This window comes from Brevibacterium sp. FME17, from assembly GCF_014897515.1.
Lineage (GTDB): Bacteria > Actinomycetota > Actinomycetes > Actinomycetales > Brevibacteriaceae > Brevibacterium.
In genome coordinates, this window is sequence record NZ_JABUYD010000032.1 from 1 (window position 1) to 21980 (window position 21980).

Below are 21980 nucleotides of genomic sequence, written 5' to 3' on the forward strand. Positions count from 1 at the left end.
AGCCGCTTAACCGTCGCTTCACTCACCTTGGTACCGCTTGACTTGAAAACTTCCGGATTCGATCCGCTGCAGGTGAGCGGATCGCAACCATGTGGGAAAGCAGCGCACACTCGCGCGAGCCATTCGGTCAGTGATTTTGTCCGGGCCCTGTACATGTCGACTATTGCCCCAATACTTCCGCAGGACGCCCTGAGTCTTGAGTTCGAGCGCTGTCGAAATCTCATGCGATGGAACGATGCCAAGCTTGTTCAACCGAGCTTTCACCGTCGCCGTTGACACTCCCGACTCCCATAGAAAGTCAGCTAAGTCGTTGCACAGTGTCGACTGCCAATCGAATGCGCGCATTGACTCTTCCGGGAGGAGCAATTGAGCGGCAAAGTTATTAGCCTCCGCTTCACACACATCGACGTTATCGCTACAAGGACGAACGTCTTCATGACCAAGAGCATGATGTGCAAGCTCGTGGGCGATCGACCAATTCTCATTGAACCAATTGCCTGAACCATTGACGGCAATGATCTTTCGGCCGGTGACGGTGAAAGAGTATGCAGTAGTCAGCTCCGATAGAACGACAACATCCACGCCGAGCACTTCGAGCTTATCTGCAAATCGTTCGACGAATCCTGGGCCGAGAATCTCCCGGAACTCCGCTGGATCCGCAGGCAATTTCGGGGTTGCGCTAAGCTCCCCGGCCAGGTTGAAGGCAGTCTGAATCTTAGTCAGGACTTCTCTGTCTTCTTCAAGACCGTCGACTGAGCGTGTTTTTGTCTCATGGTCGAATCTGTGGCGAGCAGCAAAGGCAAGCTGAGACGGATCGGGCTCGCCCGTGATCAAGTAATACACATCTTCATCGAGAGCCCGCGCAATGTCTGCAAGCTCGACTGCGGCAAAACCTCTCTGCCCACGAAGCGCTCGCGACATCGCGTCGGGTGTCATCTGAGTATGTTCGGCCAGCGTCTTTTGAGCCATGCCACGTTTCCGCATGACTGCAATGACCCTGTCTCCGATGGTACTCATAGGCCAATTCTAGACCGTAACTTGGGAAATTCCCAATTGTATTTCCGGACTCCACATGGCGCCACTCGCGTAGGCGCAATACTGGTTGGCGACGTAACTACTGCGCTCTTACCACCAAGCACCTGGATTGCCTGCCGCTTGAACGGCCGTCCCAGCAAACAGCTACTCCCCGAGGTGTTCCCGAACCCGCTCAAGAACCGCCCGTGCGATCTCTTCCGCGCGAGACTCGGGCAGCCAATGCGAAGCGCCCTCAAGGGGGACGAATCGGTAGGGGCCTTCGACATACTCGGCGGTCAGGTCCGCAGTGGCACGAGGGAAGGCGATATCTTCACTGCCCCACACGAAGGTCGTGGGCACGGTGACTGGGGTGCTCGACAATCGAGCTCGACCGTCCGCCGCCTGGTAGTACTTCAGCACCGAGTCCATTGCTCCAGGCTCGCTCAAGCGCGCTGCGTAGGAGGCCGCCATGTCATCAGGTACGTCACCGTCGTAGAGGGCGATGAGACGCTCGCCGTCGTTGCGCAGCAGAGCTCGTGCAACTCCGTCCGGATGGTCCTGGATCGCGCGCATGTATTCCATGCGCTCGTACTGGTCCGGGTCCGCCTGCACCTGCTTGGCGTGGGCGATCGGGTGCGGGGTCGAGACGACGGTGTTCGTCAGCAGACGCTCTGGATGGTTGGCCGCGTAATGCCAGGCGACCATCCCACCCCAGTCGTGGCCGACGAGGTGGAAGCGGTCAAGCCCCATAGCGCGTGAGATCTCGTCGAGGTCCGCGACCAAGTGCGGCATTGTGTACTCATCGACGGAGTCGGGACGTGCTCCAGGAGAGTATCCTCGCTGGTCATAGGCGAACACGCTCATCCCCTGTCCCAGGAGCAGCGCGGCTGTTTTCTCCCAGCACGAGGAGAATTCGGGCCACCCGTGGAGCAGCAGCGCATCGCCGAGCTGCGGATCAGGATGAGCCGGTATCGCCTGGAATCCCGAGAGCTGTCCACTCGACGTGGTCACCGTCAGCGCTTTTGCCTCAGCAACCGCCGGCAGCTCTGCCAGACGGGCTGCCACCGAAGCATTGTCGAAAGGAGCGCCAGTACTCCGATCAGGTGATGGTTCGGATGTCGTTGACGGTGTCGTTGACGATGCCATGGAAACTCCTAGGTTCGGCGGGACCCGTCGGCAGGGATGCCCAGCGCGTTGACCCACAGCTTCGTTGCGGTCTCCACGAGAAGGTCATCGGTGCCCCAGTCCGGTTCTTCCAATGCGTATTTGAAATAGGCCATGCGCCCGACCATCAGCGACAATGCGCTTGCCGACATAACCGGGTCAAGGCTCGGATCGGCAAAACCCTCGTCTTGGAGCTTCTTGATCCACCTGCAGTTCCGTTGGGCGAAGGCTCGTCCACGGTCGAGTCGCAGGCGCCTGAACTTCGGGTCGACCGCGGCCACCTGCTCGAGCAGGAGCATCAGTTTGGCGTTGCGTTTATACGCCTCAACATAGGCACGGTTGCCCGCTTCGAGCGACTCGACGACGCTGCGATCCTTGTGGTGCCCCTGCGGCGGGCCGGGGTGGAGCATATCCTCTTGAGCCTCATGCAGAACGGCAGCCAGAGCCTCTTCTTTGCTGTCGAAGTACGTGTAGAAGGTACCTGTGGAGCACTGGGCCTCCTTCGTGATGTCCGTCAGTCGCGAATCGATGAACCCATCGCGTTCGAACACGGTGCGGGCAGCGGCCACCAGGGACGCGCGTGTGCGGATGCCTCGAGGAGTGGACGGGAGATCACGCGCCAGCGTGGGGTCCACCAGCGCAGGGAGATCTTCACCCTGTTCTTCGGTCTTCGTCATGGTCAGCCCATCATACAATCCGTCGACATTGCGGCTGCGGGCCGCAGCAGAGTCATGGCGCCAACCCGTTCACTCTGGCCATGTCCCACCCGTGATCGATCATGGCTTGGATGTTCTCCGGGGTGAGGGTGGTTCCGGCGGCGTTCTCAGGGTTGTCGAGGACCCGGCGGTAGACTCCCTCGGCGATGATGGCGACCTTCCACACTCCCAGCACATGCCAGAATGCCAACGCCTGCCCGTCGCGTCCGGAGGCACGCAGATATTCTGCAGCTATCTCTGCCCGGGTCGGGAAGCCGTCCAGGGCTGAGGCGGCGAACATTCCGTCCGGCATTTCACCGGCCTGCGTCCAATATGCGAGCGCGCTGCCCATATCGGCCAGCGGATCGCCCAGGGTCGAGAGCTCCCAGTCCAGGACCGCTCGGATGTCTCCCGTGCTCTCGTCGATGATGACGTTGCGGATGTGGAAGTCGCCGTGGACCAGGGCGATCTCATCCGAGTCCGGGATGGTGTCGCGGAGCAGGTCAGTCAGGGCGTCGAGGTCGGGCCGGTCCTGGGTTCGGCTTTCCTCAAGTTGCCGACTCCACCGTTTGAGCTGTCTCGGCGCATAGGGCTTCCGGGAGGCCAGGTCTCCCAGTCCCGCGGCATCAATGTCGACCGCGTGGATCTTGGCCAATGTCCGTGCGAGGTCGAGGCCGAGCCGCCGCCGCACGTCTGGGGTCAGTGAGTGTGCGGTCTCCTCATCGTCAACGACGATCCCCTCCACGTGGGCCATGACGAAGACGGGAACGTCAGCGACGGCGGGGTCCGTGCACACACCGATCGTGGTCGGAACGGGAACTCCTGATTCCTGCAGCGCCGACATGATCTGATATTCGCGGGCAACGTCGTGAGCCGAGGCCAACAGTCTGCCCAGCGGGGGCCGGCGTGCGATCCACGCATGTCCGGCCTCGTCATCGATGCGGTACGTGAGGTATGACTGGCCTTGGCCGACTCGGATCCCCTTGAGTTCACCGACGACGGCCTCCCCCGCAGCCTGCATCCAGACTGCGAGAGCTTTCAGGTTGAGTTCGATACTCATCCGGCCTCCCGAGCGGTCTTCCGGCGGCGCAGTTCGCGGCGGGCGATCGAACGCTTATGTACCTCGTCGGGTCCGTCGGCCAGGCGCAGCGTACGCAGGTGTGCATAGAAGCCGGCCAGCGGAAAGTCATCCGTAACTCCGCCGCCGCCGTGAACCTGGATGGCCCGGTCGATGATGGTCAGGGCCATCTCTGGGGCCTTGACCTTGATGGCTGCGATCTCCGTTGCCGCTTCCCGGTTGCCCACGGTGTCCATCATCCATGCCGCCTTGAGCACGAGGAGACGGGTGGCTTCGATCTCGATGCGCGCCTCGGCGATCCAGTCCTGGATGTTGGCGCGGTCGGCCACCGGCTGTCCGAAGGTGACTCGCTGCTGGGCACGGTCGATCATCAGTTCGAGGGATCGTTCTGCCATGCCGATCGTGCGCATGCAGTGGTGGATGCGGCCCGGCCCCAGTCGGGCCTGGCTGATGGCAAACCCATCCCCTTCACCGGAGAGCAGCGCGGTCTTGGGCACGCGCACATCCTCGAACAGGATCTCTGCATGGCCTTCCCTGTCCATGTACCCGAACACCGGCAGCCCGCGAACAATGGTGATGCCGGGGGTGTCCTTCGGTACGACGAGCATGGACTGCTGTCGGTGGGTCTCCGCGTTCGGGTCGGTCTTGCCCATGACGATGAAGACCTGGCAGTTGGCGTGCAATGCATTCGAAGCGAACCATTTCCGACCGTTGAGGACGTAGTCATCCCCGTCGGCGGTGATGCTCATTTCGATGTTCGTCGCATCGGAGCTGGCCACCTCAGGTTCTGTCATGCAGAACGCGGAGGCGATCTCGCCGGCCAGCAGAGGCTTGAGCCACTTCTCCTTGTGCTCATCGGTGCCGAACAGGGCAAGTACTTCCATGTTCCCCGTGTCCGGTGCGTTGCAGTTGATGGCCTCCGGGGCGATCTCTGGGCTGCGTCCTGTGATCTCCGCGAGGTGCGCGTACTGCAGGTTCGTCAGTCCCGCACCCCACCCTTCGTAAGGCAGGAACAGGTTCCACAGTCCCTGCTTCTTCGCCTCGGCCTTGAGGTCTTCGAGGACCGGCGGGTGGAAGTTCGGGTCACCGGACTCGGCGCGCTGGCGGTCATAGACAGACTCTGCAGGGTAGACGTATTCGTCCATGAATGCGTTGAGTCTGGCCTGGTAGTCGAGGGTGGTCTCATCTGGTGCGAAGTCCATGGTTCCTGCTTTCTGGTCAATTCACTTAGGTAGAGCGAAATTCTTCGGTACAGCCGCGTTGTCAGAGTCAGTGGGTGGCAGTCTCGTTGGCGTCGCCGCCGACTTCGAGGAGCACTTTGCCTCGAACCGAGCGGGAGTCGATGATCTCCAGTGCTTCACCGGCCCGCGCCAGGGGAAGGACGGTGTGGATTGCAGGGTTGAGGTCTCCGGCAGACAGGTGGGGCCAGAGGGTTTCCCACTGCTGAGCCACCATCTCAGGCCGTCCGGCCAAAGCGGCTCCCCAGCCCACGCCCGCCACGGAGATGTTGCCCAGCAGCAGTCGGTTGACCTTCACTTCCGGAATCTGGCCCGCGGTGAAGCCGAGGACCAGGAGCGTGCCGAAGGTCGAGAGGCAGCGCAGGGAATCCGTGAAGCGGTCCCCTCCCACCGGGTCTGCGACCAGGTCGACTCCGCGGGGGAAGATCTCCTTGACTGCGTCTTTGAATCCGTCGGCGAAGACCACATGTTGTGCGCCGAGGTTGGCCACCGTGTCCGCCTTCTCCTGAGTGGAGACGACTGCGACGACTTCGGCACCGGAGGCGAGTGCGACCTGGACGAGGGCGCTGCCGAGTCCCCCGGCAGCTCCGTGGATGAGGACGCTCTGTCCTGCTTCGATTTTTCCTCGCACGCGCAGCGCGAAGTCCGCGGTCAGCAGGTTCATCGGCATCCCCGCGCCCGATTGCAGAGACACCGACTCCGGCAGAGGCAGGACGCTGGCGGCAGGAACGGCCATGATCTCGGCATAGGCTCCGGTGCCGGCAACGCCGAGGACACGGTCACCCACAGAGAAGCCTGTGACCCCCTCCCCCAGTTCGCGGATCGTTCCAGCGACCTCGGACCCCATTGTGTAGGGAAGGGGCGGCTGCATCTGATATTGCCCGCGAGACTGCAGCAGTTCGGGGAATGTCACGCCCGCATAGGCGACGTCGATGAGGATTGTGCCGGGTTCGGCTGTGGGGGCGTCGACGTCTGCGAGTGCGAGGGAGCTTGGCCCGTCGGTGGCGTTCAGCTGTACTGCCTTCATAATGTTGTGTCTTCCTTGTTCGGTTTGTCCTAGAGTCCGGCCGATGCGACGACGCCGCCATCGACGACGATCGTGTCGCCGACGACGTAGTCACCGGCGCGTGAGGCAAGATAGGTCGCGACTCCGGCCATGTCTTCTGGCCCGCCGATGCGCCCGGCGGGGATGCGCTGCTGCAATTCGTCTCCGTGGTCGCGGGCCACTTTGTTCATCCGTGAGGGGAATGCTCCGGGTGCGATTGCGCTGACGATCACGCCTTCTGGTGCCAGCTGCGCGGCCAGGCGCTTGGTCAGGTGGATGACCCCGGCCTTGCTGGCGTGGTAGCTGTACGTTTCGTTGGGGTTCGTTCGGATGCCGTCGATGGAAGCGACGTTGATGACCTTGGCGAGGTGGTCACCGCTGGCAGCGGCGGCGCGCAGTTCGGGGGCGAGTTGCTGGGTGAGGAAGAACAATGCCTTGAGGTTGAGGTCCATGACCTTGTCCCAGCCGTCTTCCGGGAACTCGTCGAAGGGTGCACCCCAGGCAGCTCCGGCGTTGTTGACAAGGATGTCCAGCGTCGACTCATGCTCGCGGAGTCGGGAGACGACGGATGCGAGTCCCTCCGTCGTTGAGATGTCGCCGGGGATCGAGGTGCAGGTTCCCTGCTCAGACATTTCGGCGGCCGCTGCGTCGCATTCCTCTGCTTTGCGGGCCGTGATGTAGACGCGCACGCCGAGTTGGACGAAGCCTTCGGCGATCATTCGGCCGATGCCGCGTGAACCGCCGGTGATGAGTGCGCAGCGTCCTTCCAGGTTGAACAGTGTTGACATGTTCATGGCGGGTGACGTCATCATTCGGAATCCTTCGTTCGGGGTGGACGGTTCGGGCCCGTCGCTCTCGTCTGTGAGTATGTCCCGACCATAGTTGAACTTGACCTCAACTTCAATAGTCTGACGTCCCGTCGCTCGATGCCTCGACTCTCAGACCTCAGCGCCGTGCTCAGTGAAGAATCCGATCGATTCGGCCACGCAGACTGGCTTTTCGATGCCTTCAGCCTCGAAGACCTGAGTCGTCGTGATCTGCGCGGAGCCGGTCTTACGTCGCTCCACCTCGGTGACGGTGGCACGCATGCGCACACGCGAGCCCACGGGACGAGGATTCGGGAATCGGACCTTCCCGTATCCGTAGTTGAGGCTGTGGGCGAAGCCGTCGAAGGCCATCAGCTCCTCCATGAAGGCCGGCCCCAGCGAGAGCGTGAACAGGCCGTGACCGATCGTTCCACCGAAGGGCCCCGCCGCCGCGCGCTCCTCATCGACATGGATCCACTGATGATCATTCGTCAGGTCAGCAAAAGAATTGATGTCGTCCTGGACCAGCACATGCCAGCTGGTCGGGCCGAGCTCTTGGCCAACGAGCACTTCGAGGTCGGAGATCGAGGTGGGGCGGATGGGAGTTGTCATTGTCTGCCTTTCGATGGGCGCGACGCAGTGAGGGCGAGCGCAGAATGTCGGAACTTGAAGTCGTGCTTGATGCCGTACTTGATGCCGTACTTGAAATTGACGTCATATTCGATAACGTAAGACTAACCATGTGAGCGTCGTCACTTCAAGTGGCACCGGCACGCCTCACATGGCGAAGCCACGTATGCAAAGGAGCAGCACCTATGGCAGAAGTTCAGACCGTCACCGGCGCCGTCGACAGCAGCAGCCTCGGCAAGACTCTGGTCCACGAACACATCTTCATCGTCAGCGAGGAGATGCGGCAGAACTACGACTCGGACTGGGATGAGGAGGCGAAGGTCGCCGACGCTGTGGCCAAGCTCAACGACCTCAAGACGTCAGGAATCGACACGATCTTCGACCCCACCGTCGTGGGGCTGGGCCGCTACATTCCACGCGTGCAGAAGGTCGCCGCGCAGACCGATCTCAACATTGTCGTGGCCACCGGCCTCTACACCTACACCGATCTGCCGCACCAGTTCGACGTCCGCGGGCCCGGCCTCCTCATCGATGAGCCCGAGCCCCTCGTTCGCCTGTTCGTCGGTGACATCGAGGACGGAATCGCAGACACCGGGGTCAAGGCGGCATTCCTCAAATGCGCCATCGAGGAGCAGGGACTGACCACCGGGGTAGAACGGACCATGCGCGCGGTCGGTCAGGCGAGTGCGCAGACGGGCGCCCCGATCACCGTGCACACGAATCCGCACACTGAATCCGGGCTCGTCGCGCAGCGGGTGCTCAAAGAGGAAGGCGCGGATCTGAACAAGGTCGTCATCGGGCACTCAGGAGATTCGACGGATCTCGACTATCTGATGAAGATCGCCGACAACGGTTCGTTTCTGGGCATGGACCGCTTCGGTCTCGACGTCTATCTGCCGACACAGAAGCGCATCGACACGATCGTCGAACTCGTCCGCCGCGGCTATGCCGAGAAGATCACTCTGGCCCACGACGCCTCCTGTTACATCGACTACTTCTCGCACGAGGAGAAGATGGAAATCCAGCCCAACTGGCATTTCCGTCACATTTCGGACGAGGTCATTCCCACCCTGCTGGAACGCGGTGTCAGCGAGGACGACATCGACACGATGCTGGTGAAGAATCCGCGCCACTACTTCGAGTGACACCCCACTACTTCGAGTGACACCCCATTACTTCGAGTGACAGCTCGACCCAGCCACGCAGCACCCCATGGAGCAGTTTTCACCGAACAAAGGACTCCGTATGCCCCCGAACTCCACCACCAGCCTGGATCGCAGCAGCCCCAAGACCCACGCCGGAAAGCACGGACGCCTCCGCGCGGCCGGCCTCATCGGCTCATCGATCGAGTGGTACGACTTCTTCCTCTACGGCACCGCCGCCGCCCTCGTCTTCCCACACGTGTTCTTTCCCGATGCGGAAGGCATCAACGGCGTACTCCTGTCGTTCTCAACCTTTGCCACAGGTTTCATCGCCCGCCCGCTCGGCGGTCTGCTCGCCGGAAACTACGGCGACAAGCTCGGCCGCAAACCCATGGTCGTCATCTCTCTGCTGGGAATGGCGATCTTCACGTTCGCCATCGGGTGTCTGCCCTCGACCGGGAGCATCGGCCTCATCGCACCGATCCTGCTGGTGACGTGCCGGTTCCTCCAGGGCATCGCCTGTGGGGCACAGTGGGGTGGCCTTGCGCTCCTGCTCAGCGAATCAGCCGGACCCAAACATCGTGCATTCTCAGGCTCGTTCATGCAGGTCGGCGTCCCCTGCGGAGCCTTGCTGGGCAATCTCGTCTTCGTCATCGTCTCCACGTCCATCAGCCATGAAGCCTTCATCTCGTGGGGCTGGCGGGTCCCGTTCTGGGCCACAGCGCTCCTCGTGCCGGTTGTCATGTACATCCAGCTCAAGATCGAAGACTCCCCAGAGTTCGAAGCGCTCAAACAAGAAGTCTCGGCGGACAAACCTGCCGTCGTGCGTGCACCGCTGTGGCAGGCAGTGAAGTCGCATTGGAAGACCATCCTGCTCGCCTCCGGCACCCTGTCGGCCACGAACTGCGTCTTCTACATCACGATCGCCGGCGCCCTGTCCTACGGCACGACGTACCTCGGCATGGATTACAACAGCATGCTCATTGCAGCCATGCTCTCCACCGTCGTCGCGATCCCGGTGACCCTGCTCGGCGGCAAGCTCGCCGACAGGATCGGACGCCGACCGGTCATCATCATCGGCGGAGTCGGGATTCTGATCTGGGCATTTCCCTACTTCGCGCTCATCAACGCAGCGAACATGGCCATGTTCACGATTGCAGTCAGCGTTGCCGCCGTCTTCCAGTCGCTCGTCTATGCTCCGGTCGCCTCGTATTTCGGTGAGCTGTTCGCACCGCAGATCCGCTTCTCCTCGGTGTCGCTGGCCTATCAGCTCAACGCGATCATCGTGTCGGGCTCAACACCCATCGTGATGACGTGGCTGATCTCCGAAATGGATGGCTCCACGCTGGGCATCACCCTGTTCGTGTGCGCCATGGCGGTCATCACGGTCGGGTGCGCCATCGCCCTGAAGGAGACCAATCCGAGGTCGGTCAGGCAGTCCCCGACTGCCGTTCCCGGCGAGCATCTGCGAGTGGACAATTCCACCATCGCCGAGGCGGTCAACAGCTAGTCCTCACTACAGAGCGGCAGGGTCATCCCTGCCGCTCCGTTCGCTCTGCCCTTACTCACGCACCACGTGAAACGATCACGCGTCGCCATCGGATCACGCGATCACGCATCCCGCAGCTTCGCCTGGTAGCGGCGCATGCCGCGGATCCAGCGATCGTAGTCCGATCCCTTCATGCGGTACATGTCGAGGACCTCGGGGTGGGGCAGGATGAGGAAGTTCTCGGCTTCGATGGCGGCCATCACGGTCGTGGCCACCTCGGCGGGCTCAAGGACATTGCCCGCCTCGGCGACTGCTCGCTGTCCGGTCAGGGCTGTGCCGGTGACGTCCCCTGGATCCTCGCCCCACAGGATCTTCGTGTTCACACCCATGGGGGCGAGCACGGACACGCGCAGCCCCTCGTCGCCATAGGTCACGGACAGCCATTCTGCGAAGGCAAGGGCTGCGTGCTTGGTCACCGAGTATCCGGCCGATCCGATCTGAGTGAGCAATCCCGCCGCCGAGGCGGTGGCGACGAAATATCCTTCCCCACGGGCCGTCCACTTGGGCACAAGCAATTCGGCTGCCCGGATGTGGGCGCGCAGGTTGACGTCGAGGATCCGATCCCAGTCACCGTCGCCGCCCAGGCCGGTGACACCGGTGATCCCGGCGTTGGCGAAGTAGAGATCAAACTGACCCAGTTCACGCTCGGCGGTGCTCACCAGCTCAGCCACGCCGCCGGCAGAGGACACATCCCCCACCCAATAGCGCTGGCCCAGCGTGGCCGCGGTATCGGCAACGGATTCGTCGAGGTCGGCGAGCAGCACTCGCGCCCCACGCTCGTGCAGGGCCACCGCGACTGCGGCACCGATCCCTCCGGCTGCACCGGTGACTACTGCGTTTCGTCCTTTGAGCTCCATCGTCTCCCTCTCTGCGAAGTGACCTCACCTCATTGTGTGACAGGCCACATCCATCTATAGTTGAACCTGCACTCAGTTTCAAGTAAAGGAGTCTCATGGACGCGACCCTGCGCACGTCAATCATCGATCTGCTCACCCCCTGGGCACAGACGATCCCCGACTCCATTGCAGTGCGCACTCCCCCTGGCCCGGAGCGGGTCTCGCTGACTCAGCTGCGCTTCCTCGGCGAAATCGGCGCGGCTCGCGATCGCTACCGTTCGACAGGACTTCGCCCAGGCGATCGGACGGTGCTCATCGCTCCGTCATGCCCGGAGTTCCTCATTGAGTTCCTCGGCGCGCATGCTGCCGGGCTGGCGGTCGTGGCCGTCAATCCGCTCTCGACGGCCAGAGAGCTCGTCTACATCCTCAAGGACTCGGACGCACGCCACCTCGTGGCTCATCCGGCCATGGCCGAGGCGGGGAAACTCGCTGCAGGTGAGCAGGGCGTCGACTTCGCCACACTGCGGCTGGTCGGCAATGAAGGGCCGATCCTGGAGTTGGGAGACGACGGAGCTGCCGACTTCGATCGTGCACAGTTCGAGTGGAATGACTTGGCCGCGCTGCTCTACACCTCGGGCACCACCGGCAAACCAAAAGGTGCAATGCTGTCGCTGGGCAACTTCATCGCCACCACCGACATCGTCAAGGAGATGACACAGACCTCCCCGGATGACCGGTCCGCAACTGGCCTGCCGCTGTTCCATGTCTTCGGACTTGCCGATATGGCTCTGCCTGCGCTGAGTGCTGGCGCTCCCCTCACTCTCTTCCCCAGGTGGGATCCGCAGGCCTTTGTCAATGCGCTTGCCGAGGACGAGGTCTCGATCATCTCGGGTGTACCCACCATGTGGATGTCGGTGCTCACGAATGCGGCCGCTGGTGACACCCCGCATCTGCGTCTCGTGAGCTCGGGCGGAGCCGCGATCGCCGGAGAGGTGATCCGCAAGCTCGAAGCGCGCTTCTCTGCCCCTGTTGCCGAAGGTTATGGGCTGACGGAGACGGCCGGTCTGGGAACGTTCAACCCGCTGTTCGGGACGAGGAAGGTCGGAAGCGTCGGCCTCCCCACTCCTGGGTTCGAGGTGAAGGTCATCGACTTCGAAGGCGAACCGCTTCCTGCCGGTGAGGTCGGCGAAGTGGTCTTGCGCGGCCCCGCAGTCATGCTCGGCTATTGGAAGAAACCGGAAGCCACCGCCGAGGTGCTCGATGCCGAGGGGTGGTTCCGCACCGGAGATCTCGGCCAGTTGGATGACGATGGGTACCTCTTCATCGTCGATCGGATTAAAGATCTCATCATCCACGGCGGGTACAACATCTACCCACGCGAAGTCGAAGAGGTCCTCTACGAGATCCCCGGAGTCGCTCAGGCCAGCGTGGTCGGGACCCCCGATGAGAAGTACGGTCAACAGGTCACCGCAGTCATCGCCCTGTCCCCCGGCGCCCACCTTGACGCGGCAGAGGTGGAGAGGTTCGCCCGAGAGAATCTGGCCGCCTACAAGATCCCGCGGATCATCGAGTTCGTAGAGGAGCTGCCGAAGGGACCCAGCGGCAAGATCCTCAAGCGGGAGATCGTGAAGATGTACACGAAGGCGACTTGATTGCGGGCGCCGAGACAGCAAAGCCGCAAGGCCAGGTGACAATCACCGAAGGTATTCGTGCTTTCACGTCGTTGCAGCTGCATTGACGGACTTGATCATCTGCTTGAACCATTCTCTCGCCGAATCTATATCTGCCAGCACCAGCGAGTCACCATCGACCTCTGTCTCTTCGCGGGAAAGCTGATATGCAGGCGCCCAGCCGTCCATCGGGCGTAACGGCAGCGGAGGCCACTCCTGCGCGCGACGTAAGCCGAATGTGCGCACACAGAACTCGCGCACGGAGACCAGATCAGGACCAGCAGCCCACAGCAGCTGCAGATCCACCAGGTCATGGGCGCGGGAGTAGTCAGGGTCTGTCAAGGCGTGGATCTTCTGCGCAATCTGGTACTCCAGGTCGATCAACTCAACTGGCCGCAGCATATCTCTCGCAGGAAAATCTCAAGCTCGGCGTGCGAGCACTCAATATCAGGAACACATCCAGCAAGTCTGGCGGATCGCCATGACCGGCTCAGCTCTTTCCAAGACGCTCGTTCAGTGACAGATGCCGAGGGCAGAACGTGCCGCGGCAGAGGAGAGACAACCGTACATCGGTACGACTGAGCTCCCCGCTGCCATGTCCGCGCTGCTGACAGCAGGCGCTCCGAAAACACGTCGGCGGCTACGCGATGACCCCGCCACTCTCATCCGTGAGAAGATACCCGATGCTGTGTGGTGAAGGAAGCGAGTTCAGACAACTTCTTCAGCTGGTTCAGGCATCACAGAGGGCCGCGGCCGGTTCGCTCGAATGGCGAACTCAACGACGGCCAGCACGACGATGTTGACGGCCAGACCGCTGATTCCCTCGTTGATGTTCGGACCGTGGATCGGTGAGAAGGTGAACAGCAGGACGATGAACAGCCCCGAGCACAGACCGCTGATGACCGACGCCTTGTGCAGCTTGATCCGGGGAATCACCGCTCCGAGGATCGCCGGGACGACCTGAGTCGAACCGCTGTAGGTCAGCAGGAGCATCATGCCCAGCAGGCTCGGCATCGTCAGCGCGAGGACGAGGGCACCGAGGCCGAAGACGACGACGAAGATCCGGTTGTAGGCGATCTTGTTCTTCTCGCCCTTGATCATGAACACGTTCTGCACGGCCAAGGGCGCAATGGCGTTGAGCAGCGCAGCTCCGGGAACCATCGCCGTCGATGCCGCGGCGACGAGGACGATGCCTGTCAGCCAGTCGGGCAGCGAGGCTGCTGCCATCTTCAGCATGGCCAGATCGCCATCCTGGCTGAGGCCGAACGCGAGGATCGCGGTGTAGCCCAGCAGCATCGGGATACAGGCGAGCATGTTGTAGATGGGCAGGTAGATGAGGTTCTGCCGCACGACCTTCTCACTGCGTCCGGACATCAGAGCGGGCCAGGTGTGGGGCAGGGCGTAGAACATCACACCGATGATGCTGATGGCCATGCTCGAGATGACCCAGGCGACGCCAGTCTCTCCGTGCTGGACGAAGAGCAGATCGGGCATGGAGTCCAGAATCTCCTCCACACCGAAATCGAGGCCGCCACGGAAGTGGAAGGGCACGACGAAGGTCAGGACGAGGACGACGACGATCATCAGCAGGTCTTTGAGGTAGGACGTGAGCGCGACTCCGCGGATGCCCGACCACAGGACGAAGCCGATGACGAGGACGAAGGCCATCACGATCGCGTAGTTCTCGTTGATTTCCCCGCCCGTGGCGACCGAGATGACGATGCCCAGCCCAGTGATCTGCAGCTGCAGATAGGGCAGGAGGAAGAGGATGCCGAAGAAAGCGGCCAGCCAGCCGAGGGTGGGGCTGTTGTAGCTGCCGCGCAGGAAGTCCGCCTGCGTCAGGTAGCCCAGCTCCTTCGCTTTGCGCCAGATCTTCGGACCGACCCAGTACATCGCGATATAGGCCAAGGGGACATAGGGGATCGAGTAGAACGCCGAGGCGCCGATAGAGACGACGAGACCGACGGTGCCGAGGAAGGTGAAAGTGGTGAAGGTTTCGCCCGCTTGGAGGACCCAAGCGGTGAGGACGCCGTAGTTGCGTCCGCCGACGGTCCATTCCTCGATGTTCTTCACCGGACGGCGCCGCCCCATGAAACCGAAGGCCGCGATGATGATCATGCCGAGGAGACCGACGACGACTGTTGTGCTCATTCGTCGTCACCCCCGAGGTCGCGGCGGGTCTTCTCGAAGTAGATGAGGACTGCCGTGACCGGGATCGTGCTGAAGAATGTCAGCCAGACGAAGATCGCCGGCATGCCGAACCACACGTGCGGGCCGTTGATGGCCGGCAGCCAGGTGAGGAGGAAGACCCCGATGAACGGGATCGAGCCGATGAGCCAATATTTCATGGGGTGAACTCCTTTGTTCGTGTCAGTCCGCGAGCAGATGCTCGCGGTCCGTTCTCAAGCTGCGCTGCGTCGCCTCGTCGGTGGCGACATCGATGATCGTCCAAGCCATCGACAGACCGCCCTCGATCGCTGCACGATCTGCGGCTTCGCTGATGCAGTGCTGGGCGAACTCGGGCTGGTGGTTGACCGCTGTTCCGCAGTCGATGTCGAGCATCGGGTGGATCGCAGGAACGATGCGCGAGACGTTGGCCATATCCGTCGAGCCGACCGGTGAGATGTCGTCCTCGTGGTCGAAGGTCCGGCCCAGCGCCTCGGCGTTGGCCCGGTAGAGGTCGGAGAGGATGTCGTTGTTGTTGAATTCCGAATAGGCCGGAGCTTCGCTGCTCGCCTCGAAGGTACAGCCGGTCGCCGTCGCCGCTCCCGCGACGCAGGCGCGGATGCGCTGTTCGAGGCGGTCGAGGGTCTCGAGCTTCGGGGACCGGAAGTTGAAAACCAGTTCGGTGTCGGCGGGGATGACGTTGGCCGCCTCGCCGCCGTGGGAGACGATGCTGTGGACCTGGTCGCCGGGATGCAGCTGCTGACGCAGCAGACCGACGGCCACCTGGGCCACGGTCACCGCGTCTCCGGCGTTGATGCCCTCATAGGGGGCCGCCGAGGCATGGGCGTTCTTGCCTATGAAGCGCACCCGCAGATCGCCGATCGCCAGGCAGTGCGAGCGGGACTGCTCCCGGTTCGAGGGATGGACCATCATCGCCAGATCGAGCCCGTCGAACTCTCCGGCCTCGAGGAGGACGACCTTGCCCCCGCCGTTCTCTTCGGCCGGTGTGCCGAAGACGACGAGCTTGATGCCCAGCTTATCGACCAGCGGGGCCAGCCCGAAGGCCGCGGTCATCCCGGCGGCTGCGATGACGTTGTGTCCGCAGGCATGGCCGATTCCCGGCAGGGCGTCGTATTCGACGCAGACGCCGACGACCAGCGGACCCTCACCGATAGTGGCCCGGAAGGCCGTGGGCATCTGAGCCAGTCCGCGTTCGAGGGTGAATCCCCGCTGTTCGAGTTCGGTGCTCAGCAGCCGGCAGGCCCGGTACTCCTCGAACCCCAGCTCCGGATCGGCGTGGATCCGGTGGCTGAGCCCGAGAAGGGCTTCCTCCGCAGCCTCGACGTTGCGCCGGCATATTTTCTTGATCGTCATCGATCTCCTAACTGAATCGTCGTTCAACACAAAATAACACTATTGATGCCCGTGACCCGCACAGCTGCGATCGGGGTTGAGGGTCTTCGCCGCGATGTCGACACGGTTGAGACCCTGTTCGCCCTGCTCGCCACCGGTGGCGCCCGTGTCGTGGACGATCTGTCCGCCGACGATGGTGAGATCGGCGCGCTGTTCGAGCAGCGCCGACGGGTCGAGCCGGTAGAGATCGGCCGACCAGGCGACAAGGTCGGCGACGGCGCCAGGTCGGATGACGCCGAGGCGATCCTCGGCATGCCAGGCCCATGCGCCCTCTCGCGTGTAGCCGAAGAGCGCCTGGTCGAGGGTGATGATCTCATCGGGCGTCCACGAACTGGATCCATCGAGGCCGGCGCGGGTCAGGGCGGAGTAGATGCCGACCAACGGGTCCATCTCCCCCACCTGCCAGTCGCTGGACAGGGCCACATGCGCCCCGCTGTCCATGAGTGATTTCACGCGCCAGGCGCGGTCCCAGCGCTGCTGGCCCACGTTGTCCATCCACGTACCCTCGATGAGGTCCGGGGAGGCGTGGCGAGGCTGCATTGCGGCCGCGATGCCGAGATCGGCGAACCGCGGCAGATCGGCCGGGTCGAGGCATTCGACGTGGACGATCCCGTGCCGGCGGTCACGAGTGCCGTTGGTCGCCTGTGCCGCGTCGATGGCATCCAAGGCCAGCCGGACTCCCCCGTCGCCAGTGGCGTGGGTGTGGGTCTGGAAGCCGAGCCGGTCGAGTTCAGTGACGATCTTCGTCAGTTCTCCGATCGGGGCGGAGGGGTGTCCGCGGTGGCCGGGACGGTTGGCGTAGTCGGCGAGCATCCAGGCCGTATGCGGTTCGATGACGTCATCGGCATAGAGTTTGATCGGCCCGAACTGCAGCCGGTCGCTGCGCGGGGCGTCATCGACGGCCGTGCGCAGCTCCTGCCGGAACTCAGGTGCGGAGTCGACAGGGTGGAACAGGGCGGCGATGACGCGGGAGGACAGCCGGTCTTCGCGCAGGGCACGGTCGAACAGGCCGATCTCGGCCACGGGCACCTGCGGTTCGACGACGGTGGTGATGCCCGAGCGGGTGGCCATATCGAGACTGCCGAGGATCTTCTTGTAGCGGCGCTCAGGCGAGTACATCGGGATATCACGCTGAAGAGCGGCCAGACCTGCGCTCGTCATCGCCGAGGTGTAGAAGTCGGTGACCCAGCCCGTGGCCCGTCCCGAGGAGTCGCGTTCGGCCCGTCCCCAGGCGATGTCCGCACCATCGTGGATGCCGAGGATGGTCAGGGCCGCGTCGTTGAGCCACACGGAGTGCTGGTCGTAGGTGGTGACGAAGATGGGACGGTCGGCCAGTCCGGCCAAGTCATCGGCGTTGGGGCGGCGGTCGTCGACGATCGAGTAGACGGCGTTCTCCGCACACACCCAATCGAGGTCGGGGCGTTCGGCGGCGAGGCGGCTGATGCGCGAACGCACCTCGGCCAGGGTCTCCGCCCCTTCGAGGCTGACGGCATCGGAGTCGAAGCCGAGCAGCAGGTGGTTGTGGCTGTCGATGATGCCGGGGGTGAGGAGGTTCCCGCCGAGGCGGCGGGTCTCCTTCGCTGCGGGAGCGTCCGCGGCAGCCCCGACGTAGGCGATACGTCCGCCGGTGATTCCGACGGCTTCGGCCCAGGGCCGATTCGGGTCGAAGGTGCGCACGCGGGCGTCGGTGAGCAGCAGATCAAGCATGGGGATTGTCCTCCTTCGGCAGCGATGCTGCCGTGTTCGCAGCTGTCGGGTTCGCAGCTGTCCTGGTCTCGGGTATCGGTTCGTGCAGGGCGAGCAGATCTTCATAGCTCTCGCGCCGCACGACCAAGCGGGAATGGCCCTCGGAGACGAAGACGACAGCCGGTCTGAGCGCGCCGTTGTAGTTGTTCGCCATCGTGTACCCGTAGGCACCGGTCGTGGCCAGAACGAGGACATCGCCGACTTCGGCAGCTGGCAGCGGTGCCTGATCGACGAGGAGGTCACCGGATTCGCACTGTCGGCCGACGATCTGGACGGTCTCGGTCCAGGCATCGGTGGCTCGATTGGCGAGGATCGCTTCGAAACGCTGACCGGTCAGCGCAACGTCGAGCTGGTCGGCGAGTCCCCCGTCGACGGCGACGAAGGTCCTACCGGTGCGCTTGACGGTAATGACCTCGTAGACGGTGACACCGGCGCGAGCGACGATCGAGCGACCGGGCTCGATGAGCAGCCGGGCCGCAGGCGGCAGGTGCTGACGAGCAGCGGTGACGATGGCGTCGAGGTACTCATCGATACCGGGGTCCTCGTCTTCGTAGGTGTACCTGACGCCGAGTCCACCACCGACATCGTAGGTGGGGAACGTCCCGGCAGTGGAGATCTTCTCGACGGCCTCGGCGAACTGCGTGGTGTCGAGTATCTGCGAGCCGATGTGCAGATGCACTCCCTCGAAGTCCATGAGCGGATGAGAGCGCATGCGCTCGATGGCGGCGAGCGCCTGGTCCATGGGCAGGCCGAACTTCGAATCGAGTCCGCCGGTCGCTTGGGAGGCGTGGGTCTTCGCATCAACGCCGGGGATGACGCGCAGAAGGAGCTTCTGCGGGGTCGTGAGGAGCCGGTCGAGCCGGTCGAGTTCGTCCTCGTTGTCGACGATGATCGTGTCGATGCCCGCTTGCAGGGCCATCGTCAGTTCGGCATCGGTCTTCGCATTGCCGTGGAAGTGGATTCTTTCCGGAGCGACTCCGGCGGCAAGCGCCATCCGCAGCTCTCCCCCGCCTGCGACGTCGATGTTCGCTCCCTCCTCGTAGGCCAACCGGTACATCCCCACGGCGGGGAAAGACTTCGACGCGAAGAGGACCTGGGAGTTCGGCCACCGGGCCGCAAGACCGCCGACGAAGGCGCGGATCCGTCGGCGCAGTCCTGCTTCGTCATAGACGTAGAGGGGCGTCCCGTACCGTTCGGCGAGTTCTGTGACCGGCACGCCACCGATCTCGAGTACTCCCTCGGCATCGACCCCGGAGTTCTGCGGCAGCACCGACCACAGCTCGCCCAGGCGGGTGCCATCCGGTGCCGGCCGAGCTGCAGTGGGCCCGGTCCCGCATGCGGCGGCAGCTTCATCCACCTGGTTCGAAGGGGCCTTCATAGTGTGCATAGTTGTGTTTTCTCCTGTCATCGGCGGATCCGCTTCACCGTGCGGAATCGGCAGCGGCGGCGTAGGTCTCACCGGCGCGGTGTGGGACGAGCACAACCGGCACCGGGGCATTCTTGAGGATCTTCGCCGCACGTGAGCCGAGCGACAGGCGCGTCAGCGCACCGAGTGTGCGAGATCCGATCATGAGGACCTCCCCGGGAACCCACGCCACGTCCGCCACCGCTTCGTCCCAGGTCTCGCCGGAACCGATGACCGCTTCGGTACGGGTAGGCGTGGGCTCCCGCTCCGAAATCTCGGTGATGAGTTTCTGTGTCCGCTGCTGGATCTCGGCTTCCCACTGTTCGACGATCTCATCCTCGATGTCTGCTCCCAGACCCGCTTCGAGGCCCGTCGTCGCCCTGCCCTGTCGGGGCGTGAAAGCGACGATGCGCAGCTGGGTTCCCGCCGCGGAGGCAACCGTCGCGGCTCCGAGGACAAGTCGAGCAGAGGTGCCAGTGCCGTTGAAGGCGGCGCTGATTCGAGTGATCCGCTCCGAATCGGCGGCGTCGAAGCCTCGTGGTGCCAGCGCCACCGGCAGCGTGGCGCTGTGGAGCAGGCCGGTCGAGACTCCACCGAGACGGATACGGCCGACAGGCGCATCCTCGGAGGAGCCGAGGACGAGACGATGGGCGCCGATCTCGCGGCAGACCCTCCGGAGCCCGCTGCGCGGGGAATGGGCCTCGCGGCTGAGCTGCTCGACAGCGATCCCGTCGGGGACCATGGTCGCCGCCGCTTCGAGACAACGGGCGGTCTCGCTCTCTCGATAGCGGCGATACTCGGCATCCACTCCGCTGCCGCCGGAGCCCCACGGTCTGGAGATGATCGACACGAGGACGAGCCTGCGTCCGTAGGAGCGGGCCATGAGCGCCCCGAGCCGGACGGGCGGTCGGGGATCGCGGCCGGGGACGACGCCGACGACGATGCTCATCGGATCGCCTCCCCCACCTCGGCGGCGGCGAGCTCCCGGGCAAGGACCGAATTCTTCCGTCCGGTGAAGAAATACCAGACGAGCACGAGAGCGGTCCAGATGATGAAGACGAAGATCGTCACCGGGCGCAGATCTTTGATGATCCACAGACAGCCGATGATCGACAGGACGGGAATGACCGGATAGAACGGGACCCTGAAACTGCGCTCGAGGTTCGGTTCCCGGCGGCGGAGGACGATCACGGCGATGGACACCACGAGGAAGGCGGCAAGAGTGCCGATCGAGGTCATCTCGGCGAGGAAGTTGATTGGCAGGACGCCGGCGAGGACCGCCACAACGGCGGAAACGATCAGGGTGTTGCGCACCGGAGTCATCGTGCGCGGATTGACCTGCTGGAAGACTTTCGGGGCCATACCGTCCTTGGACATGGCAAAGAGGATGCGGGTCTGTCCGTAGAGGACGACGAGCGTGACGCTGAAGATCGAGATGACCGCACCGATGGCGACCACGGTACCGGGCCATTGGGCACCGACGATCTCCTCAAGGATCGCTGACAGGCCAGCGGACTGCCCGTCGAAATCTTCGGCCTTCTGCGCACCGAGTCCGGCGAGAGCGACTAGGACGTAGACCGAGGCGACGATGACGAGAGCAGAGATGAGGGCGATGGGCAGGTTGCGACGCGGGTTCTTCGCCTCGTCCCCGGCGGTGGCCACGGCGTCGAGGCCGACGAAGGAGAAGAAGATGATGCCGGCACCGGTCATCACACCAGCGAAGCCGAACGGCGCGAAGTCTGCGAAGTGATCGGCGTTCCAGCCGGTGAAGCCGACGGCTACGAAGAAGCCGAGCACGGCGATCTTGATGACGACCATGACGGTGTTGGTGATCGCAGATTGGGCCGCGCCGCGAATGAGCAGCAGGGCGCAGAGCATGATGAGGATGACGGCCGGCAGATTGACGATGCCGCCCTCCTCGGGGGCATAGGACAGCGCCTCCGGCAGCTGGGTGCCGAAGAGGTTGAGCAGCAATTGGTTGACGTACTGCGACCAGCCCACGGCCACGGCCGCCGTCGACACTCCGTATTCGAGCAGGAGGCAGGCCGCGACGCCCATGGCCGGCAGCTCACCCAGAGTGCTGTAGGCGTAGGAGTACGAGGATCCGGAGACCGGCACGCTGCCGGCGAGCTCGGCATAGCACAGGGCAGAGAGTCCGGCGACGACGCCGGCGATGATGAAGGAGACGATCACAGCCGGCCCGGCGATCGGAACGGCTTCGGAGAGGATGAAGAAGATGCCCGTGCCGATGGTGCCACCGACTCCGATCATCGTCAGCGGGAACAGGCCGATACTCCTCTTCAGGCCGCTGTCCGGCGTTTCACTGTAGACGGGCACGGGCTTCACTCGAAAGAGCTGTTGGCGCAGTGTGGGTGTGGGCACG

General features: G+C 63.3%; 20 protein-coding genes. 3 read left to right on the forward strand and 17 right to left on the reverse strand.

What is annotated here, in order from left to right; all coding sequences use genetic code 11:
* Positions 1-18: 18 nt before the first annotated feature.
* The 8 genes from INT40_RS18885 to INT40_RS18920 form a co-directional block, all read right to left on the reverse strand.
* On the reverse strand, positions 19-1017 hold the full coding sequence (locus tag INT40_RS18885; protein WP_193096739.1) for a helix-turn-helix domain-containing protein: 999 nt from the start codon (positions 1015-1017) through the stop codon (positions 19-21).
* A gap of 162 nt (positions 1018-1179) precedes the next feature.
* Complete coding sequence (locus INT40_RS18890) at positions 1180-2079, reverse strand: alpha/beta hydrolase (protein WP_319022027.1); 900 nt, start codon at positions 2077-2079, stop codon at positions 1180-1182.
* A gap of 89 nt (positions 2080-2168) precedes the next feature.
* On the reverse strand, positions 2169-2855 hold the full coding sequence (locus INT40_RS18895) for a TetR/AcrR family transcriptional regulator (RefSeq protein WP_193072303.1): 687 nt from the start codon (positions 2853-2855) through the stop codon (positions 2169-2171).
* Positions 2856-2907: 52 nt separating this feature from the next.
* On the reverse strand, positions 2908-3933 hold the full coding sequence (locus INT40_RS18900) for a phosphotransferase family protein (protein WP_193096741.1): 1026 nt from the start codon (positions 3931-3933) through the stop codon (positions 2908-2910).
* Positions 3930-5153 carry an acyl-CoA dehydrogenase family protein gene (locus INT40_RS18905; protein ID WP_193096742.1) on the reverse strand — a complete coding sequence of 408 codons (1224 nt, stop codon included), beginning with the start codon at positions 5151-5153 and terminating at the stop codon, positions 3930-3932. Before INT40_RS18905 ends, INT40_RS18900 begins: the two co-directional genes overlap by 4 nt.
* Positions 5154-5220: 67 nt before the next feature.
* Positions 5221-6216, reverse strand: coding sequence for an NADPH:quinone oxidoreductase family protein (locus INT40_RS18910; protein WP_193096743.1), 996 nt, complete (start codon positions 6214-6216; stop codon positions 5221-5223).
* A 29-nt stretch (positions 6217-6245) separates the two neighbouring features.
* A complete protein-coding gene (locus tag INT40_RS18915) occupies positions 6246-7046 on the reverse strand; it encodes an SDR family oxidoreductase (RefSeq protein ID WP_226831669.1) in 801 nt (266 codons plus the stop codon).
* A gap of 126 nt (positions 7047-7172) precedes the next feature.
* On the reverse strand, positions 7173-7652 hold the full coding sequence (locus INT40_RS18920) for a MaoC family dehydratase (protein WP_101572666.1): 480 nt from the start codon (positions 7650-7652) through the stop codon (positions 7173-7175).
* Positions 7653-7855: 203 nt separating this feature from the next.
* On the opposite strand from INT40_RS18920, the gene INT40_RS18925 reads away from it, so the two are divergent.
* Both INT40_RS18925 and INT40_RS18930 read left to right on the forward strand, forming a co-directional pair.
* Positions 7856-8815, forward strand: coding sequence for a phosphotriesterase (locus INT40_RS18925; protein ID WP_101572664.1), 960 nt, complete (start codon positions 7856-7858; stop codon positions 8813-8815).
* A gap of 100 nt (positions 8816-8915) precedes the next feature.
* Complete coding sequence (locus INT40_RS18930; RefSeq protein ID WP_101572662.1) at positions 8916-10322, forward strand: MFS transporter; 1407 nt, start codon at positions 8916-8918, stop codon at positions 10320-10322.
* Positions 10323-10423: 101 nt separating this feature from the next.
* Here INT40_RS18930 and INT40_RS18935 read toward each other — a convergent pair whose 3' ends face one another.
* Complete coding sequence (locus INT40_RS18935) at positions 10424-11218, reverse strand: SDR family oxidoreductase (protein WP_101572660.1); 795 nt, start codon at positions 11216-11218, stop codon at positions 10424-10426.
* A gap of 95 nt (positions 11219-11313) precedes the next feature.
* On the opposite strand from INT40_RS18935, the gene INT40_RS18940 reads away from it, so the two are divergent.
* A complete protein-coding gene (locus INT40_RS18940) occupies positions 11314-12849 on the forward strand; it encodes a class I adenylate-forming enzyme family protein (protein ID WP_101572658.1) in 1536 nt (511 codons plus the stop codon).
* A gap of 63 nt (positions 12850-12912) precedes the next feature.
* Here INT40_RS18940 and INT40_RS18945 read toward each other — a convergent pair whose 3' ends face one another.
* The 8 genes from INT40_RS18945 to INT40_RS18980 form a co-directional block, all read right to left on the reverse strand.
* Positions 12913-13269, reverse strand: a complete 357-nt coding sequence (locus tag INT40_RS18945) for a nucleotidyl transferase AbiEii/AbiGii toxin family protein (protein ID WP_226831670.1) — start codon at positions 13267-13269, stop codon at positions 12913-12915.
* 306 nt (positions 13270-13575) lie between these two features.
* Positions 13576-15018 carry a sodium:solute symporter family protein gene (locus INT40_RS18950; protein WP_101572656.1) on the reverse strand — a complete coding sequence of 481 codons (1443 nt, stop codon included), beginning with the start codon at positions 15016-15018 and terminating at the stop codon, positions 13576-13578.
* On the reverse strand, positions 15015-15215 hold the full coding sequence (locus tag INT40_RS18955; protein WP_101572654.1) for a hypothetical protein: 201 nt from the start codon (positions 15213-15215) through the stop codon (positions 15015-15017). Before INT40_RS18955 ends, INT40_RS18950 begins: the two co-directional genes overlap by 4 nt.
* A 22-nt stretch (positions 15216-15237) precedes the next feature.
* Complete coding sequence (locus INT40_RS18960) at positions 15238-16407, reverse strand: M20 family metallopeptidase (protein ID WP_101572652.1); 1170 nt, start codon at positions 16405-16407, stop codon at positions 15238-15240.
* A gap of 39 nt (positions 16408-16446) precedes the next feature.
* Complete coding sequence (locus tag INT40_RS18965) at positions 16447-18153, reverse strand: amidohydrolase (RefSeq protein WP_193096744.1); 1707 nt, start codon at positions 18151-18153, stop codon at positions 16447-16449.
* On the reverse strand, positions 18146-19579 hold the full coding sequence (lysA, locus tag INT40_RS18970; protein ID WP_101572648.1) for a diaminopimelate decarboxylase: 1434 nt from the start codon (positions 19577-19579) through the stop codon (positions 18146-18148). Before lysA ends, INT40_RS18965 begins: the two co-directional genes overlap by 8 nt.
* Positions 19580-19613: 34 nt before the next feature.
* The gene (locus INT40_RS18975) at positions 19614-20546 is read right to left on the reverse strand and encodes a universal stress protein (RefSeq protein WP_101572646.1); all 933 of its coding nucleotides are present in this window, start codon (positions 20544-20546) and stop codon (positions 19614-19616) included.
* Positions 20543-21979: an APC family permease gene (locus INT40_RS18980; protein WP_101572644.1), complete on the reverse strand. Its 1437-nt coding sequence runs from the start codon at positions 21977-21979 to the stop codon at positions 20543-20545. The genes INT40_RS18975 and INT40_RS18980 overlap by 4 nt, the downstream gene beginning before the upstream one ends.
* Position 21980 lies beyond the last annotated feature (1 nt).

Bases quoted from the DNA above. Each gene is read 5' to 3' on its own strand.
- INT40_RS18935 (WP_101572660.1), bottom strand. From the start codon at position 11,218: ATGGAGCTCAAAGGACGAAACGCAGTAGTCACCGGTGCAGCCGGAGGG.
- INT40_RS18905 (WP_193096742.1), bottom strand. From the start codon at position 5,153: ATGGACTTCGCACCAGATGAGACCACCCTCGACTACCAGGCCAGACTC.
- INT40_RS18885 (WP_193096739.1), bottom strand. From the start codon at position 1,017: ATGAGTACCATCGGAGACAGGGTCATTGCAGTCATGCGGAAACGTGGC.
- INT40_RS18975 (WP_101572646.1), bottom strand. From the start codon at position 20,546: ATGAGCATCGTCGTCGGCGTCGTCCCCGGCCGCGATCCCCGACCGCCC.
- INT40_RS18900 (WP_193096741.1), bottom strand. From the start codon at position 3,933: ATGAGTATCGAACTCAACCTGAAAGCTCTCGCAGTCTGGATGCAGGCT.
- INT40_RS18940 (WP_101572658.1), top strand. From the start codon at position 11,314: ATGGACGCGACCCTGCGCACGTCAATCATCGATCTGCTCACCCCCTGG.
- INT40_RS18960 (WP_101572652.1), bottom strand. From the start codon at position 16,407: ATGACGATCAAGAAAATATGCCGGCGCAACGTCGAGGCTGCGGAGGAA.
- INT40_RS18915 (WP_226831669.1), bottom strand. From the start codon at position 7,046: ATGATGACGTCACCCGCCATGAACATGTCAACACTGTTCAACCTGGAA.
- INT40_RS18925 (WP_101572664.1), top strand. From the start codon at position 7,856: ATGGCAGAAGTTCAGACCGTCACCGGCGCCGTCGACAGCAGCAGCCTC.
- INT40_RS18950 (WP_101572656.1), bottom strand. From the start codon at position 15,018: ATGAGCACAACAGTCGTCGTCGGTCTCCTCGGCATGATCATCATCGCG.
- INT40_RS18910 (WP_193096743.1), bottom strand. From the start codon at position 6,216: ATGAAGGCAGTACAGCTGAACGCCACCGACGGGCCAAGCTCCCTCGCA.
- lysA (WP_101572648.1), bottom strand. From the start codon at position 19,579: ATGCACACTATGAAGGCCCCTTCGAACCAGGTGGATGAAGCTGCCGCC.
- INT40_RS18895 (WP_193072303.1), bottom strand. From the start codon at position 2,855: ATGACGAAGACCGAAGAACAGGGTGAAGATCTCCCTGCGCTGGTGGAC.
- INT40_RS18930 (WP_101572662.1), top strand. From the start codon at position 8,916: ATGCCCCCGAACTCCACCACCAGCCTGGATCGCAGCAGCCCCAAGACC.
- INT40_RS18955 (WP_101572654.1), bottom strand. From the start codon at position 15,215: ATGAAATATTGGCTCATCGGCTCGATCCCGTTCATCGGGGTCTTCCTC.
- INT40_RS18945 (WP_226831670.1), bottom strand. From the start codon at position 13,269: ATGCTGCGGCCAGTTGAGTTGATCGACCTGGAGTACCAGATTGCGCAG.
- INT40_RS18965 (WP_193096744.1), bottom strand. From the start codon at position 18,153: ATGCTTGATCTGCTGCTCACCGACGCCCGCGTGCGCACCTTCGACCCG.
- INT40_RS18920 (WP_101572666.1), bottom strand. From the start codon at position 7,652: ATGACAACTCCCATCCGCCCCACCTCGATCTCCGACCTCGAAGTGCTC.